Source organism: Maribacter sp. (assembly GCF_039968975.1).
GTDB lineage: Bacteria > Bacteroidota > Bacteroidia > Flavobacteriales > Flavobacteriaceae > Maribacter.
In genome coordinates this window covers 19,650-34,387 of record NZ_JBDVOT010000237.1, presented here as the reverse complement: position 1 = coordinate 34,387, position 14,738 = coordinate 19,650, and the positions used below count along the sequence as shown (strand labels likewise).

Genomic DNA, 14,738 nt, shown 5'->3' with positions numbered 1-14,738 from the left:
TGCAAGATTTTGAAAATAGAATATTGCTTGAACAATCGTCAATTTAAAATGTGCAAAGATAGAAATGGAGATTAATTTTAAGGAAATAATATATTTCATTAAAACAAAGATATTAAAGCCTTCACTTTACAATTCTTATTTAAAAAATGAAAAAGAACTGTTAAATGGTTCTATTAATGAACTGAATTTTAAAAAAAGGCAAGCACTTGTAAAACACGCCTTTGAAAATTCTGAATTTTATGGAAACAAATATGCAAAAGCATTAGATAACGTTGACCAATTAACACCAGTAGATTTTTTAAACTTACCGCCACTTACACGAGAAGAGCTAAAAAATAATTTTAATTCAATTAAGGCAAAGGGTGTTAAATTTTGGCACGTCAGCAAGATGTCATCTTCAGGCAGTACTGGTCAAGCTGTTTCGGTTTTACACGATTTAAGATTCCCTATTAGTTCTTTGCAATGGCGCATTTTAAATTGGTGGGGGATTAAACCGTACGAAAACCAAGCATTTATTTATCGCTATAAACGCTCGTTATTTAAAAAAGTAGTTAATACTGTTTTGTGGTGGCCCACAAAAAGAATTTTTTTGCCAGGTGCGGAAATGAACTTATCACAGGTGAAAAAATTTGTCATAGAGATAAACAAATTAAAGCCAACACTTTTACAAGGTTACGTAGATGTTGTATATGAATTTGCACTGTTTCTTTTAGATCACAACTTAAAAATTCATCCTCCTAAAATGGTTTGGGTTACATCGGCACCATTGCTTGAAAATCAACGTAAAATTATGGAGAAAGCCTTTAACGCGCCAGTTTGCGATCAATATGGGAATACAGAAGTTTTATTGATAGCTGCAGAGTGCCCAAACCAAACCGGACTTCACATTTTACATGATGCTGTGCATATTGAATACGTCGACGATAATAATGTACCTGTGCCACCAAATGTGACAGGAAAATTATTAATTACTGATTTAAATAATTATGCGTTTCCCTTAATTCGTTATGAGATAGGGGATCGTGGTCAATATACCTTAGAACAATGCAATTGCAATATACCATTACCTATTATGTTTTCAGTAAAAGGTAGGCAATCGGTTACTTTAGAATTACCTTCAGGGCTACGAATAAAAAGTGAACATTTACACTTACTATTTGAAAAACAAATTAAAACAATTAGAGAAATACAATTGGTGCAAAAAAAAGATTACTCTGTAGAGCTGCATTATGTTCCCCAACTAAATTTGACAACTATTCATGAAGTCAATCAAATTGTAAGCTCATTAGTACAAAAAACCAGAAACGAAATTATGATAACACCAATAAAAATGAGTGTCGTTAAGATTCTTAAAAACAAAAAACCCTTGATTATTAGTGAATTGGAGAGGTAATACATTTAATTATTATCTTAACAATACTATGATGCTTACGGAGCCTGTCAAAAATTTCATTAAAAAATATTATACATTATTAATATACAAACGATATCACTTTATATCTAACAGGCAAGCATTAAAAGCTTTAAAAAATATTGAAACACAAAAAGGGAAATTACCTATAAAATTAAAAAAAGAAGTTCAACAATACGCTCAAGAAACTCTAGGTTGGAAAGGTTATGCCCCTTGGTTATTGGTGTATACTGCAGTCTGTGGAGAATTTAAAGAAGGGTGGATTCCCGACAATTATTACAGAACTATAATTACCCCGAACATACAAGGCGAATATGGGAAAATATCATTTTTAAAACCCCTTACCAATCAGCTTTTTCAACCAATCTCAATATTAGATATCGCTTATTTCATCAACAATAATTGGTTTAATCATAAGTATCAAAAATTAACGCCCCAACAGGTTAAAAAACTAATAGAAAAACAACCAACAAATAAAATAATTTTTAAGGCAGATAATTCTTTTCAAGGAAAAGGCGTAAAGGCTCTCAAAACAGAAAATTTAAACTTAAAAACCCTAGAGATTATTGGGAACGGTACCCTTCAACTATTTATTGAACAACATGATTTTTTTAATCAATTTCAACTCAATAGTACCGCTACAATTCGCTTGACTACAGTCATTAATAAAACCGGCACATCATCTTTACGATCAAGTTACTTACGAATAGGTAGAAACGGAGAAACTCATATAACTTCTAAAACACATATAAGAATACCAATTGATATAATTGATGGCACACTAAATGAAGTGGGCTATTTACCTAATTGGCAAACTATAAGCAGCCATCCAGATTCTAATATTGAATTTAAAGATAAAATCATACCCAATTTTAAAATATGTGCAGCAGAAGTAAAAAAACTTCATTTAAAACTCCCCATGGTGCAATGTATAGGATGGGACCTAATAATTGATAAGCATTCTAAAGTGGTTCTAATGGAATGGAACGGCTACGGTAACGATATAAAATTCTCTGAAGCTACACAAGGCCCATGCTTTAAAGATTTGGAATGGATAATTAAGTAACAGCTTAAATTCCACAATAAAATATTTTATTTACAATACGAAATCTCTCAATTTAAAAACTGACAAATACATGTATTTAAAACGGTTTAAAAGGGTTGTCTCTAAAGGTACATACAGGCCAGAAATAGATGGCCTTCGGTTTATTGCTATCATGACGGTCCTCATATTTCACGTAGATGCCTTTCTGACCCTCTATATGGATAAGGCTTCTATATTATCCAATTTATGGTTTACAGGGCATTATGGAGTTCCCTTATTTTTTAGTATTTCCGGTTTTGTATTGTCTTCACAGATATTGAAGACTAAAAAATTTAGTTACAAGCAATATTTAATACGAAGAATAGAACGTATTGAGCCACCTTTTTTAATAACCACCATAGTATTTTATTCATTACTAAGTTTTAGAGACGGGTTTGATTCGGAAAAAAATTATAGCTTATTTCGAGTACTCACATATACCAGTAACTTTGACTCTAATTTAATCAATGTTGTTACTTGGTCCTTAGAAATAGAGGTCGTATTCTATTTATTACTTCCTTTATTATATCTATTAGCAAAAGACTCTATTTGGAAATGGTCTGTATTTGCATTATGCACATTTGCCTTTTCACAATTTTATAGATTGCCTTTTTTAACCACGTATTTTCATTGGTTTGCTATAGGTATTATCATAGCAATTTTAGAAACAAAAAAGACCTATTTTTTTCCTTTTAGACTATTAGGTCAAACAATTACTTTACTATGTCTGATACTTTTTTTTGGTCTTGCACATTATGAAACTTTACTAGCCATTGAAATAGTACAGCCATTTTTCTTGTTCATATTCCTATATGGTATTTTGATTCAAAAATATTTTTTAAAGTACCTATCTTTTACACCATTTACCATAATAGGTGGTGCTTGTTATATTATTTATCTCATACATTTTCAAGTCATATCTGTTACTGGTCATTTCCTTATCCCAACTATAGCCTACAGAGAAATACTTCCACTGGTTTTAATTATAGTTACTACTCTACTCTGCTTATTGGCATTCCCAATTCTTGAGAGACCGTTTATGAAAAAAGGATGGTGGAAGATTAAAAGTTAAAACATATTTATTCTACTGTAATTGAAAGCCTATCGACTTCCACACTATTTAAATTAGAAATTTTCCATCTATGAATACCCCCATGCCAAGATTCATCAGGGTGATATAAATAAGCAATATTAGAATTTATTGGGTTGAAAACAGTATATGGTGTAATTGCATTCCCAGCCATACCTTCAAAAGGCGTAAATACTGCCCCCCCTGACCTATTGACCAAAAGACCGTTTGGATTTTCCTTCCAATTTGTGCCAAACACATTCAATAACAGACCATTTTCCCAATAATGAGCGTATTGGTTGGTTTGAAAACCACCTTTCCAAAATTCACCATAATACCCCCAAATAATATGTTTACCAAATGCCATTGCTTTACTTCCTGCATTATGCACTTCATTCCCTGTATCAAATCGACCATCTAAAGGATATTCGCCAGTATAGTCCTTCCCTGTAGCTTTAGACGTTTTAAATATCCAAGTATTATCATTCGTATTTAATAAACCTAAATGATAGCCAGATCCCATATTATTTTTTTCTGGACTAGCATCAAAAGTAAGAAGTTTATACTCATTTATAAGTACAACACTCAAGGAACTACCATATCGAAAAAGAGGTTCATTAGATGATATATTAGTTCTTTTTGCTAAAAGTGAGCCACCAAAAAAAATAGGATCGTTATTAAAATCAAAACCATTTAAATCATACTTCTCCCAAATAACATCTCCGTTTAATTCTGCAGGATTTACATATACCAATGTACCGTCTTTTAACCAAACCCAATTAAAGCCATCTAGAACCTTATCGCTAATTCTTATTCCATGTTCATCCAATTCAGCTATTACAAAATTATAATCTTTAGTTAGTAAAAAATAAGTTCTTCCATTAGATAAAGTTACCGGTTCTCTTATTCGACCGAATGAGTTATTATATTCATCTTGTATTAAGAAGCCCCAATTATTTTTTAAAGTCCAACTTTCACCCACATTTTCTTCAGTATAATCTATTTCATACTCTAGAAATTCAACAAATAATCTTGAACTATTATTTTTATCAATAGACATCATCAACCAATCTGGAGTATATTGAATTTTATTCTGGAAGTTTCGATTACTATCATATTTCATCATTCTGTTGTTTCCAGTATCTAAAACCCAAAACGAACCATCATTTTCAAAAGTTAATGATGCATGATTATATTGGGGCGTATATATATCAGCATTGAAATCTTTAGATTTTGAATCTGAAAAATAAAATTTATTATTAGAAACTACTGGTCCATTTGCATAACCACCCAGTTCTCCAAACGGTGTATCTTCCTCACCATTATCAGCATTGAAAAATCGAATTTGCTGATAAGCCCCCCCGTCACACACACCAAGTACATTATCTATCTTATTAAACCCTAAAGTCAATGGTTCATCTAATGACGAAATACTTAGGTTAGACTTTTCTAACTGACCGTTTTCATGAATAATATATTTTGAGACAATGGAATCATCTGAAATTAACCAAAGATTCCCTTTGTCATCCGTTGTTAATTCTCTAGGCGCATTTATAAAATCAATAGTTTGTACCAAAGAACCACCATCTGATAAATTTAAAACATGGATAGAGTTTTGAAGCTGTCTTGCAACAAACAAATAACCATTATAATAAGCCAAACCGGTTATGTATGCATCATTACCCTCTATTAAATTCAAACAAGATTCATATGTTCTAGAATACGTTACATCGTAAGATATTGAACTATCAAAAATATATTCTTCGTTATTAATCTGATCAGTAACAAATACAAATGATTTATTTGCTTGAACATCATGCCCACTCCAAAACACTTTTCCTTCTCCCGCAGAAATATATTTAACTATTGCGCCTTTATCTAACACCGGGGTCGTTACTTGTGGGTTACTTAATTGAGAGCTATATGCCGCTGTTCGTTGTTCATTATAGCCATTAGACCAATAGATATCTTCATCATGAACTATAAACTTAAAAAAGCCGCTTAAACCATGATATCTATTTTCTCCGGTAAGGTTTTTAGATGTATTACCAATTTTAGCACCTTCCCATTCATACTTTACATTATTAGAAAGCACTTTTATAGTATAATCTCCAGAAGATACCGGTGTACCTTCATCATCTAAGCCGTCCCAATCAATAGTATGTATTCCTTCATTCTTTTCAACATTGCTCCATAAAGTTCTTAACAATACCTCTCCATTATATACACCGGCACTTGTTTTTGCCTTTTCTTCTAAATAAAACTCTACTTCTTGAATAGCTTTTTTATCTACCGCATAATGATAATTCTGAGCATTTAAACTCAATGTTAAAAAAAGGAAGTAATAGAATAATTTCATTGTCCAGAAACGATATATGAATTTTCAGCAATTTTACGTAAAATACCAAAACGAACAGTACCAGTATTGCTTATAAAGGTAGCCCTGCCCCCTTCAGTATAATTTAAAGAAACCCCTTCCATAGCTTGTATTGAAAGTACGGCACCATTATGAGCCTCAAGATTAATGATTTCACCAATAGCCATACTATCAAAATTTGAAATCAAGGATAAACTAGCTGTTTGCGTACATTCAATAGTATTATAGACATCATTTACATTAATATTCCTATTATTTTCCAAAGAAATGATGTCTGCCTTATTTTGATAATTACTATTTGTTGATTGTACCGAACCTGCAGTTTTAGCATATAGAGCATAGGGTACACTTAAAAGTTCTGTTAAACCTGTTATAGAATAATTTGTACCACCGCTTAAATCCATTTGCGTTTCTAAGTAAAAAGGACCGTTCGACCATTCAATGGTAGAGAAATTACCCAATAATACGTCGCCTGCGCCAATTTGCAAGGTAACTAACCCATTTTCATTAGTAACCAAGGCATGAGTTTCTTCATAAACCCTAGATCCATTTATGTCTTGGTAAATAATAGCTATTTTAACACCAACCGGCGATTTTACCAAAATCTCACCTTCAATATTTCTTATAACCGCTTGGTAACTAATTTTTTCATTAAACTGAGCAATAGAAATGAAATGGCTCATACAGAAAACTAATATGGCTAGATATACTTTCATTTATTTCTTAATTATTTTGACAGAATTAATAATTCTATTGTTTTGTAAAATCACAAAAACATACATTCCTTCCATTAAAAACTCCAGATTTATTTCAGTGTAATTATTTTTAATTGCTCCTGAAAGCATTGATTTACCACTTAGTTCAATTATGTTATATGTCAAATCATCAATAGAAGCATAACTTATTTTAAGAACATCTGCAACTGGATTTGGATAAATAAGAAACTCCCCTTTCTCCTCTTCTATAAAGGGTATTTCATTTTCTAAATTATATTGAACTCCTAGCTCTATCTTATCCACTTTATCATTAATTGGGGTAAAAAATAGTTGACCAATAGAGTAAGAATAATTACCAGTTATACCCGTAGCATTACCTCCACCTGAGTTTACAGATATATTATCATTAACTATTTCATTATTTTGACCAAATAAGGGGCAAAACAACAACAATAAAAAAGCAGATATTAAAAATTTCATTTATTTTAAAAAAACAACTAATCTGCTTAAATAATTAATAATAAGCCGAATAGAAATATGATTTACTTGTATAATTTCTATTCGATAAACGCAAAAGAATTAAACTTAGTTTAAAACATACGTTATAAAAGTTATAAAAGATGCTTTAAAAATCAACTATTCTCATTCTTGCTATTTTATGGGCAAAAAAGTGTTCAAAATTCAAAAATAAATCTATTTATAGAAAAAAATGCAGTTGAGAAAATAGTTATTAAGTAAATATGAGATAAATTAAAGTGTGTAATACAGAATTAAAAATTAGGTATATATAAAACAAGAACATCTAATCGTTTTAGAAATTATAGTTAGACAAATTACCCTAACTCCTAGTACTTTTATAAAATAGTAATAAATCTGATATGTAAGTATGTTATAAAATCGAGTTACTTCTCTATCTACTCTATTTTTTTTGACTAAACTTCGCCTTTACAAGATACCTCACATATACAAAACCATAGTAAATATATCTTTTACCCATACGCTTAGGTTCTTTTAAAAGACGCCCTAACCATTCTAGCCCTAAATCTTGCCAAATTTTATTTGGTCTTTCTACCGTACCTGCATAAAAGTCAAAAACAGCTCCTATAGAACATATAATTTTAGCATCGAGAAGATTTTTATTGGCATGGCTCCATTTTTCTTGTTTTGGAGCGGTCATGCCTACAAACAGCACATCTGGCTGAAAAGCGTTTACCGCTTCAATCATTTTTGCATTGTCTTCTTCTGAGAACTCTGGCTTGTAAGGAGGAGAATAGCTGCCAAATTTTACATTAGGGTAATCTACTTCTAAACGCTTACCGATCTTGGTCAACGTTTCATTAGAGGCACCTAAATAAAAACAGGTGCCATGAATCTCATTTAATCTTTTTAATTGAAATTCATGAAAATCTGCCCCAGCAATTTTTTTTACAGAAACATTATTAAGCCATTTTGCCGCAGCTACAATACCTACCCCGTCAGGTAAAATAACATCACTTTTTAATAAAGCATTTTTAAAAGCAGTATCTTCTTTTGATATACAATAAGAATATTGATTTATTGTACTTACCAACAACTTAGGTTTGTTAGGCAAATCATTAAGTGAAGCATTGTATATTGGGTAACCAAGGCATAATACTTCTGAACTATTATTGTTCGTATTCATAAAATAATCTATAAGCATCGTAATCAATTTTTATTGAAAAAATTCAAATATAAATGTGATTACTACGGGGGTTACTTCAGAATACAAAGATATTGAATATTATCATATTAATAATATTGCCCCGATTACCTACAGAAAAACTTAGTTTTAATACAAAATCTCAAGATATTTTAATATTATTATTCCTACAAATTGATAAGAATTATTAGTTCTATTTATCCACAATTGGAAAGTACATTTATCATGAACTTATAGTGAATAAAGTAATGGATGAACAACCATTAGAACACGCTATATTTCAATAACCTGCATATTTACAAAAATCAAGATAAGTCCATCATTATAAAATCTAAAAGCAAATTTTAAGAAGTGATTTGAATATGTTAGTCATTTAAAACAACATTCACTATAAAACGCAGTTATTAAAAGAAGTAGGCGTTTCTAAATAATCTTTAATCATGCCTCCGTGATTTATAGAAAAAATTAGAATTATGGTCAAAACTATCCTTAAACCTATGTACTTCAATACTTCTATACTTTTTTTGATGGTATTAGTACTCCCTTTATTGCAGTTGGGGTCTTGTTCATCTGATTACGATATTCTGAGTGAAATAATCATTAATGATACGCTAGCAGAAGATGAAACTTTTATTTCAACGCTTCAAATCACCAATTTCAGCATACAATCAAATGATAACATAGGTCTTAACACAGATATTATTGGTGTTATCGATGAAGAAAAAAATCTTATTTATGTTGAAATTGATACCAATAACATATCTACACTTCAACTAAAACCAAACATTACCGTAGATTCTACATCAACAGTTGAACCCGATACCGATACTCCACAAGATTTTAGCGAAGAAGTTACCTATACCGTTACTTCTGATACAAGCGGGGAAGAAAACTATACCGTGGTACCAACAATTACTGAGCCTGAGATAGTAGAAACCCCATGCACGAACAGTCGTCAAGAATCAAGCCCTATAGTAGTCACGGAAAATAACCAGCGAATAGAAAATTTACATATAAAGACATCTAATCAACATGGTATTGAAGTTAACGGTTTTACCGGTGTTGTCATATCAAATTGCATTATTGAATACACTGGTGCTTATATGGGTATTAAGTTCGCTGAGGCAGATAATTTAACAATAGAAAACTGTTCCATAAAATATACAAATGCTCCTTCTAGTGGTCCTTTACCTGATGCAACTAGAAATTGCATTGAAGGATTATATACTGAGAATTTAGTAATAACACATGTAAAAGTAGAAGATGGCTCTACAGGTATTCGATTAGATCAATGCGATGCATCTGTATTGACTTATATTGAAGGCCACAATATGAGAGGTCCTTTTCCTAGAGGGCAATTAGTGCAATACGATAAATGTATTGGAGGATTACTAGAGAATTTTTCGGTAATCAACGACCGTGATGTTGCTTGGACCGAAGACAATATTAGTATCTACAAAAGTGCCGGACAACAGATTAAAAAAGGTTTGATCGTTGGTAATAATAGCCCTAGTGGTGTTGGTGTAATGTTTGAAGATCAGAATACCGAAGGCGCGCGTGGTGGTACGGGCGGACTTGTTGAAGATGTTGACTTTTTACAGATGGGCAACGGTGTTGCATCTTCAGTTGAAGGTTCTGGAAATGTAACCTTTAATAGATTACGTGCCAAACAAATTATATGTGGCGAATTAGGTCAAGGTAGAGGTCTACCAGCGTCTAACTCATTAATATTTGCAGCTTTTGAGACTTCTGGTGGTAATAAAATTATTGACTGCTTGGTTTATGAGTCATGTAACCCTACAAATATTATTTGGCCAGAATATAGCTTTGAACTTGTAGACTATAGTGATGATATCGATTTTGAACCTAGATCGCCTATAATATTAAACTTTAATTGTACTTCAAACGATTGAAAACATCCTAAAAATTCCATTTTGTCAATACATGAAAACAGATTAGCCTCTAGCGGAATATCCCGGAACACCTAAAAATCCTAATATCTTTCTTCTTAAAATAGTAGTCCTAAAAAAGCATTTAAAATACTTATTGTCAGCTTTTACATCTCTTATCACAAATTTGGGATGTTTTAATGGAAAATTAATTTCTTGATTTTCATTCTTCCTCCTATTGTCACTAGCACTTATAGTGTGCGTGGCATCTTCTCCAAAACCAATATTTTTTACCATATTTTGGTGAGGTATTATAGACAATCCAGAATTAATAAGTTTAGTATAATCCCACTGATAATCCCACCATGTAACTGTTTTTGCTTTTATTGTTTTTTCAATTTTACTTAGTCGATACTTCTTCTCAATGAAATTAGAGAAATAGTTATCAAAATATCCTTTCTTTTTTAACTCGGGATATGTTGACACCTCATAATCATAATGTTTCCACGCTCTACGCCAACTTGCCCAACCCCATTCATGACTAAAGTAAGAAAAGTAATAAGAGTACTCTGAATCTGACACATACCCGTTTTGGAAGTTAGAACCACCAATATGCATTATTTGACTATTATCCCTATACTTTTCTAAAAGTTCTGAACAGAACTTGAAAAAACTCTCAGAAGGCAAACAGTCATCTTCTAAAATGATTCCTTCTTCTTCATTTTCAAAAAACCAATCAATTGCTGTTTTAGGACCTAATCCACAGCCTAAATTTTCTTTTCTGTATAAAGTTTTTACCTCACAATCCCAATCCACAAAATCTATAATAGCCCTAGTTTCTTTACAACGTAAATCATCTCTACCGTTGTTTCGCGGACCGTCGGCAGCAACATAGAGTTTTTTAGGTTGCACCTTTTGTATCATCTCAAAAACCTTTTTTGTTTGTTCCGGTCTATTGAAAATGATAAAAAGCACTGGTGGTATTGAAATATTCGTATTCAATTTATAGAATCTTATTTTTTAAATAATTGCCAAATAATCGGAAATAAAGTTTTGCCCCATAAGAATAAAAAAGCCTGAGGTAGATGTAATGGAAAGTGTACTCTTATAAATTGTAAATATTCTTTATAGGATAATCCTGTAGGGCTATATAAATATTTTATACGGTCTTTTAAATTACTTTTTTGATTTAGCCAATTTACACCATGATCATTAACACAATGCCCACAATAAGAACTTGATATATAACTGCTTATCCCGCCACTTAATGCCTTAAGAGTATAATCAAAATCAGCTATACCGTGAGTATAGCTTTCTGTTAGAGATCCTATTTCCTCATATACTTCTTTAGGTACCAACATAATATTAGCATTGCCCAATTCGCATTTTTGCGGAAACTTTTTATTAGGCACTAGCATTTTACTTTTAAATGTTAGCTTATTTAATAATTGGTGTCCGCCATATGATACCATTCCTGTTTCTGGATTTTGTGTAGAACCAATTAAAATACTCTTGGGTTCGTTCACAAATTTTAAATCACTAAACAATGTCATGATACTATCCTTAAAAAGGATTGTATCATCATTTAACAATAAATAATAATCTGTATTATTTTCGTTTTCTGATGCAAATTTCCAAGCAGTCCGCATACCACCCGCCCAAAATAAACTTCCCGTTCCTTGAATTATCTGAAGATTATTGAACTTGCCCTTGATGTAATCGCTAGTACCATCTGTACTGCCATCGTCTACCAAAAAAATCTTTATCTCATAACTATCATCCACAGCACAATTAGATAATGCCTGAAGGCAACTGTACGTTTTAAACTTACGGTTATGACACGTAAGTAAAACAGTGATTATTTTTTTCTTATTAGTTGGCATCATCTCTACTTATTTCAACCTTCTTTGTAGGTGATTTTTCATTTTTTCTCATCTCAGCATATACTTGATAGGGTGCAACTAGCAAACCATTAACATTGGTGATAACTATTGCTATACAAATTCCGAAAATTCCATATTCTAATTTTACCGACAGAAAATATGCTATTGGTACAAAAAATATGATCACAAAAATTGATATATAAAATTGTAAATTCACTTTACCCATACCGTTTAGAATACTGACATAAATAGAAGAAAAGCAATTTGACAGAACAATTAACAGAACACCAAATGACGTTATAAATGGTACAGAAATAATATCACCAATCCATAAGTTGTATATAGTTGGTGCTAATAATAAAACGATTATACTACCCACAGCAATAACACTCCAAATAAGCAAAAGTTTCTTTATTAATTTCTTTATCCAAGTATAATCATTATTTACCTGAGCATTTGTTACAGAACTCCAAACCGGACTTAACACTATTCCAAATACTAATGAGGCTACACTAAAGAGTTTAAAAGCTATATTAAACTCTGTAACTTTTTCAGGTGTAAAATACTTACTAATTAAAAAATTACTTGTTTGAAATTGAACCATGTAAGCTATATTCAAAAAAAAGAATTTAATCCCTAAAGAAAATATAGAACCTAGGGTATCTAGTGTAGGTTTTTCTATATTTTGAATTAAATCTCGTCTTTGAACGATAAAGAAATATGCTGTAAATAAAAAAATGGAAAGTACATTACTGCCCATAACTACAAAACCCAAATTAAATAATGAAGGCTCAGAAAATTCTCTTAAAAACAGAATACCAATTAAACCTAAGGCGTTGCCTACCAAAATTGTTCTTGCAATCATTGCCGGTTTCTGTAAAGCAAACTGTATAGGGTTATATATTTGAAAAATAAACTGCAGACTAAAAAACGAAATCAAAAGAAAAACAAGTTGTTGCAGCTCTGTGCGATACGAAACATTTACACCAAGAAACTCATCCCAGTGGATTTTATCGGTAAATATTACATTAAGAATGAATATAGATGTTGAAATAAGAATTAAAACAGCAGCAGTTGTATGAACCAACTTTCTTTGTTGTTTAATATCATTAAGTGCTACAGCTTCAGAAAATTTATTTCGGAGTCCATTACCAAACCCAATGTCTAACAAAGTAAACCATGTAAGAACAGAGCTCAATGTCAACCAGATACCATAACGTTCAGCATTTACGAAATTGATAACCAATGGCACAAATAAAAAATTGATTGCCGTACCTAAACCTCTCAAAATCAAAGAAGAAAAAACATTTTTAACCAATAAACTGGTTCTTGAACTTCCTTGAAAATAAGATTGGATAATAACCTTTAAAGAATTTAACTTATTATTCATTATTAATTATTAGCTCTTTGAAATTCTAAATACTTTTGATATTTACTAGACAAAAGTGAAAAATCTTGATTTTTAAATGTTGGTAGAAATAAGAATATGACACTTATAGGTAACATGAGAATGGGTTCTCCAAAACTTAGAGTCAGTAAAATCAATATTGCATAAAACACATATTCTGTTTTCTTTAAATAAACTTTACAAAGCTTTCCAAAACGGTATAACAAAACTACAAGTCCGACCAGACCAAACTTAGTTATGAAATCCATAATCCCATTGGATATATTTACATTATATTCATCTATATAAAATTGGTCATATTGGTTACTTACACCTAAAAAAAGTTTCCAATCAAATTGTTCATATAGAAAAATAACGCTCGCAAATCTATTTAAAGGTATCTGCCTTTTTACATCTTCATAATAAACTGATAGTTGTTCTAATTCCTTTAAATCTTGAATATCTTGATCATAAATTTCAACAATTTTCTCTCCTAAGAAGGGTACATTAGGTATTGCAATTGCAAAAACAACAGCAAAAATGACAATAACTATATTACTTCCATTATTAAGTACCCTGTATCTCAAAAAAAACAGAAGAAAAACCCCTAAATAAGCTGTAGTGGAAACCGTTGTTAATATAGCTAAGGTTATAATTAAAGCTTCTTTGTTTAATTTAAAATCATTAATTAAAAAATTAAATAGAAGTGCTAATGTCAGAAAAGACCCAAATGCGCCAGGCTCCCAACAAAAACCAGAATTTCTATAATAATGAATATCATCAAAAGTGAAAAAGATAAAGTTGGTATATCTAAAAGACTCATCATCAACTGTTATACTTTCAAATGCAGTACCAATTGCTTTTACTATTACCCCATTTCCATATAATTGAATTGAATAAAAGACTAGCGAAACTAAAGCTAGATGAGATACAACTTTCACTAAATAGTAAAGTGCTTTTTCTTTTAATATTAGACAAAACAAATAGGACGTAAATAAAAATTTAAAAAAGTAGAAAATATCACTTATCAAATAATCATTTGACAGATTATTCAGTTTAAACCGAAAAAACATATAAACAACATAAACAACGGCACTTATTAGGAAAAAATGAACATCATTTTTCTTAACTCTTTTTAAATAAAAAGCGGTAAAAATCAAAAACAACTCCAAACCAAACCATGCCGAATTGTACTCTACCAAAAAATTAGCTTTAGAAGAAAACAAAAGAAATAGCAAGAC

The 14,738-nt window shown here is 31.0% G+C and carries 12 protein-coding genes; 4 read left to right on the top strand and 8 right to left on the bottom strand.

Annotated elements, in window-relative coordinates; genetic code table 11:
- Positions 1 to 64: 64 nt before the first annotated feature.
- The 3 genes from ABJI11_RS16395 (at position 65) to ABJI11_RS16385 (ending at position 3,567) form a co-directional block, all read left to right on the top strand.
- Complete coding sequence (locus ABJI11_RS16395; RefSeq protein WP_348354620.1) at positions 65 to 1,393, top strand: hypothetical protein; 1,329 nt, start codon at positions 65 to 67, stop codon at positions 1,391 to 1,393.
- 28 nt (positions 1,394 to 1,421) lie between these two features.
- A complete protein-coding gene (locus ABJI11_RS16390) occupies positions 1,422 to 2,477 on the top strand; it encodes a sugar-transfer associated ATP-grasp domain-containing protein (RefSeq protein ID WP_348354617.1) in 1,056 nt (351 codons plus the stop codon).
- 70 nt (positions 2,478 to 2,547) lie between these two features.
- Complete coding sequence (locus ABJI11_RS16385) at positions 2,548 to 3,567, top strand: acyltransferase (protein WP_348354614.1); 1,020 nt, start codon at positions 2,548 to 2,550, stop codon at positions 3,565 to 3,567.
- Between the two features lie 7 nt (positions 3,568 to 3,574).
- Here ABJI11_RS16385 and ABJI11_RS16380 read toward each other — a convergent pair whose 3' ends face one another.
- From ABJI11_RS16380 to ABJI11_RS16365, 4 genes are all read right to left on the bottom strand, one after another.
- Positions 3,575 to 5,923 (bottom strand): FlgD immunoglobulin-like domain containing protein, encoded by a 2,349-nt coding sequence (locus tag ABJI11_RS16380; protein WP_348354611.1) that lies wholly within the window; start codon positions 5,921 to 5,923, stop codon positions 3,575 to 3,577.
- Positions 5,920 to 6,657 (bottom strand): hypothetical protein, encoded by a 738-nt coding sequence (locus ABJI11_RS16375; protein ID WP_348354609.1) that lies wholly within the window; start codon positions 6,655 to 6,657, stop codon positions 5,920 to 5,922. The genes ABJI11_RS16380 and ABJI11_RS16375 overlap by 4 nt, the downstream gene beginning before the upstream one ends.
- On the bottom strand, positions 6,658 to 7,137 hold the full coding sequence (locus ABJI11_RS16370; RefSeq protein WP_348354606.1) for a T9SS type A sorting domain-containing protein: 480 nt from the start codon (positions 7,135 to 7,137) through the stop codon (positions 6,658 to 6,660). It lies immediately after the preceding gene.
- Positions 7,138 to 7,576: 439 nt separating this feature from the next.
- On the bottom strand, positions 7,577 to 8,338 hold the full coding sequence (locus ABJI11_RS16365) for a WecB/TagA/CpsF family glycosyltransferase (RefSeq protein ID WP_348354604.1): 762 nt from the start codon (positions 8,336 to 8,338) through the stop codon (positions 7,577 to 7,579).
- Positions 8,339 to 8,811: 473 nt separating this feature from the next.
- On the opposite strand from ABJI11_RS16365, the gene ABJI11_RS16360 reads away from it, so the two are divergent.
- Positions 8,812 to 10,251 (top strand): right-handed parallel beta-helix repeat-containing protein, encoded by a 1,440-nt coding sequence (locus ABJI11_RS16360; protein ID WP_348354601.1) that lies wholly within the window; start codon positions 8,812 to 8,814, stop codon positions 10,249 to 10,251.
- Between the two features lie 42 nt (positions 10,252 to 10,293).
- Here ABJI11_RS16360 and ABJI11_RS16355 read toward each other — a convergent pair whose 3' ends face one another.
- Genes ABJI11_RS16355 through ABJI11_RS16340 form a run of 4 tightly spaced genes read right to left on the bottom strand, consistent with a single transcriptional unit; the run spans position 10,294 to position 14,699 of the window.
- Complete coding sequence (locus ABJI11_RS16355; protein ID WP_348354598.1) at positions 10,294 to 11,229, bottom strand: nucleotide-diphospho-sugar transferase; 936 nt, start codon at positions 11,227 to 11,229, stop codon at positions 10,294 to 10,296.
- An 11-nt stretch (positions 11,230 to 11,240) separates the two neighbouring features.
- Positions 11,241 to 12,113: a glycosyltransferase gene (locus ABJI11_RS16350; RefSeq protein ID WP_348354595.1), complete on the bottom strand. Its 873-nt coding sequence runs from the start codon at positions 12,111 to 12,113 to the stop codon at positions 11,241 to 11,243.
- Positions 12,100 to 13,500 (bottom strand): oligosaccharide flippase family protein, encoded by a 1,401-nt coding sequence (locus ABJI11_RS16345; RefSeq protein WP_348354593.1) that lies wholly within the window; start codon positions 13,498 to 13,500, stop codon positions 12,100 to 12,102. The genes ABJI11_RS16350 and ABJI11_RS16345 overlap by 14 nt, the downstream gene beginning before the upstream one ends.
- Positions 13,501 to 13,502: 2 nt before the next feature.
- The gene (locus tag ABJI11_RS16340) at positions 13,503 to 14,699 is read right to left on the bottom strand and encodes a hypothetical protein (protein WP_348354590.1); all 1,197 of its coding nucleotides are present in this window, start codon (positions 14,697 to 14,699) and stop codon (positions 13,503 to 13,505) included.
- Positions 14,700 to 14,738 lie beyond the last annotated feature (39 nt).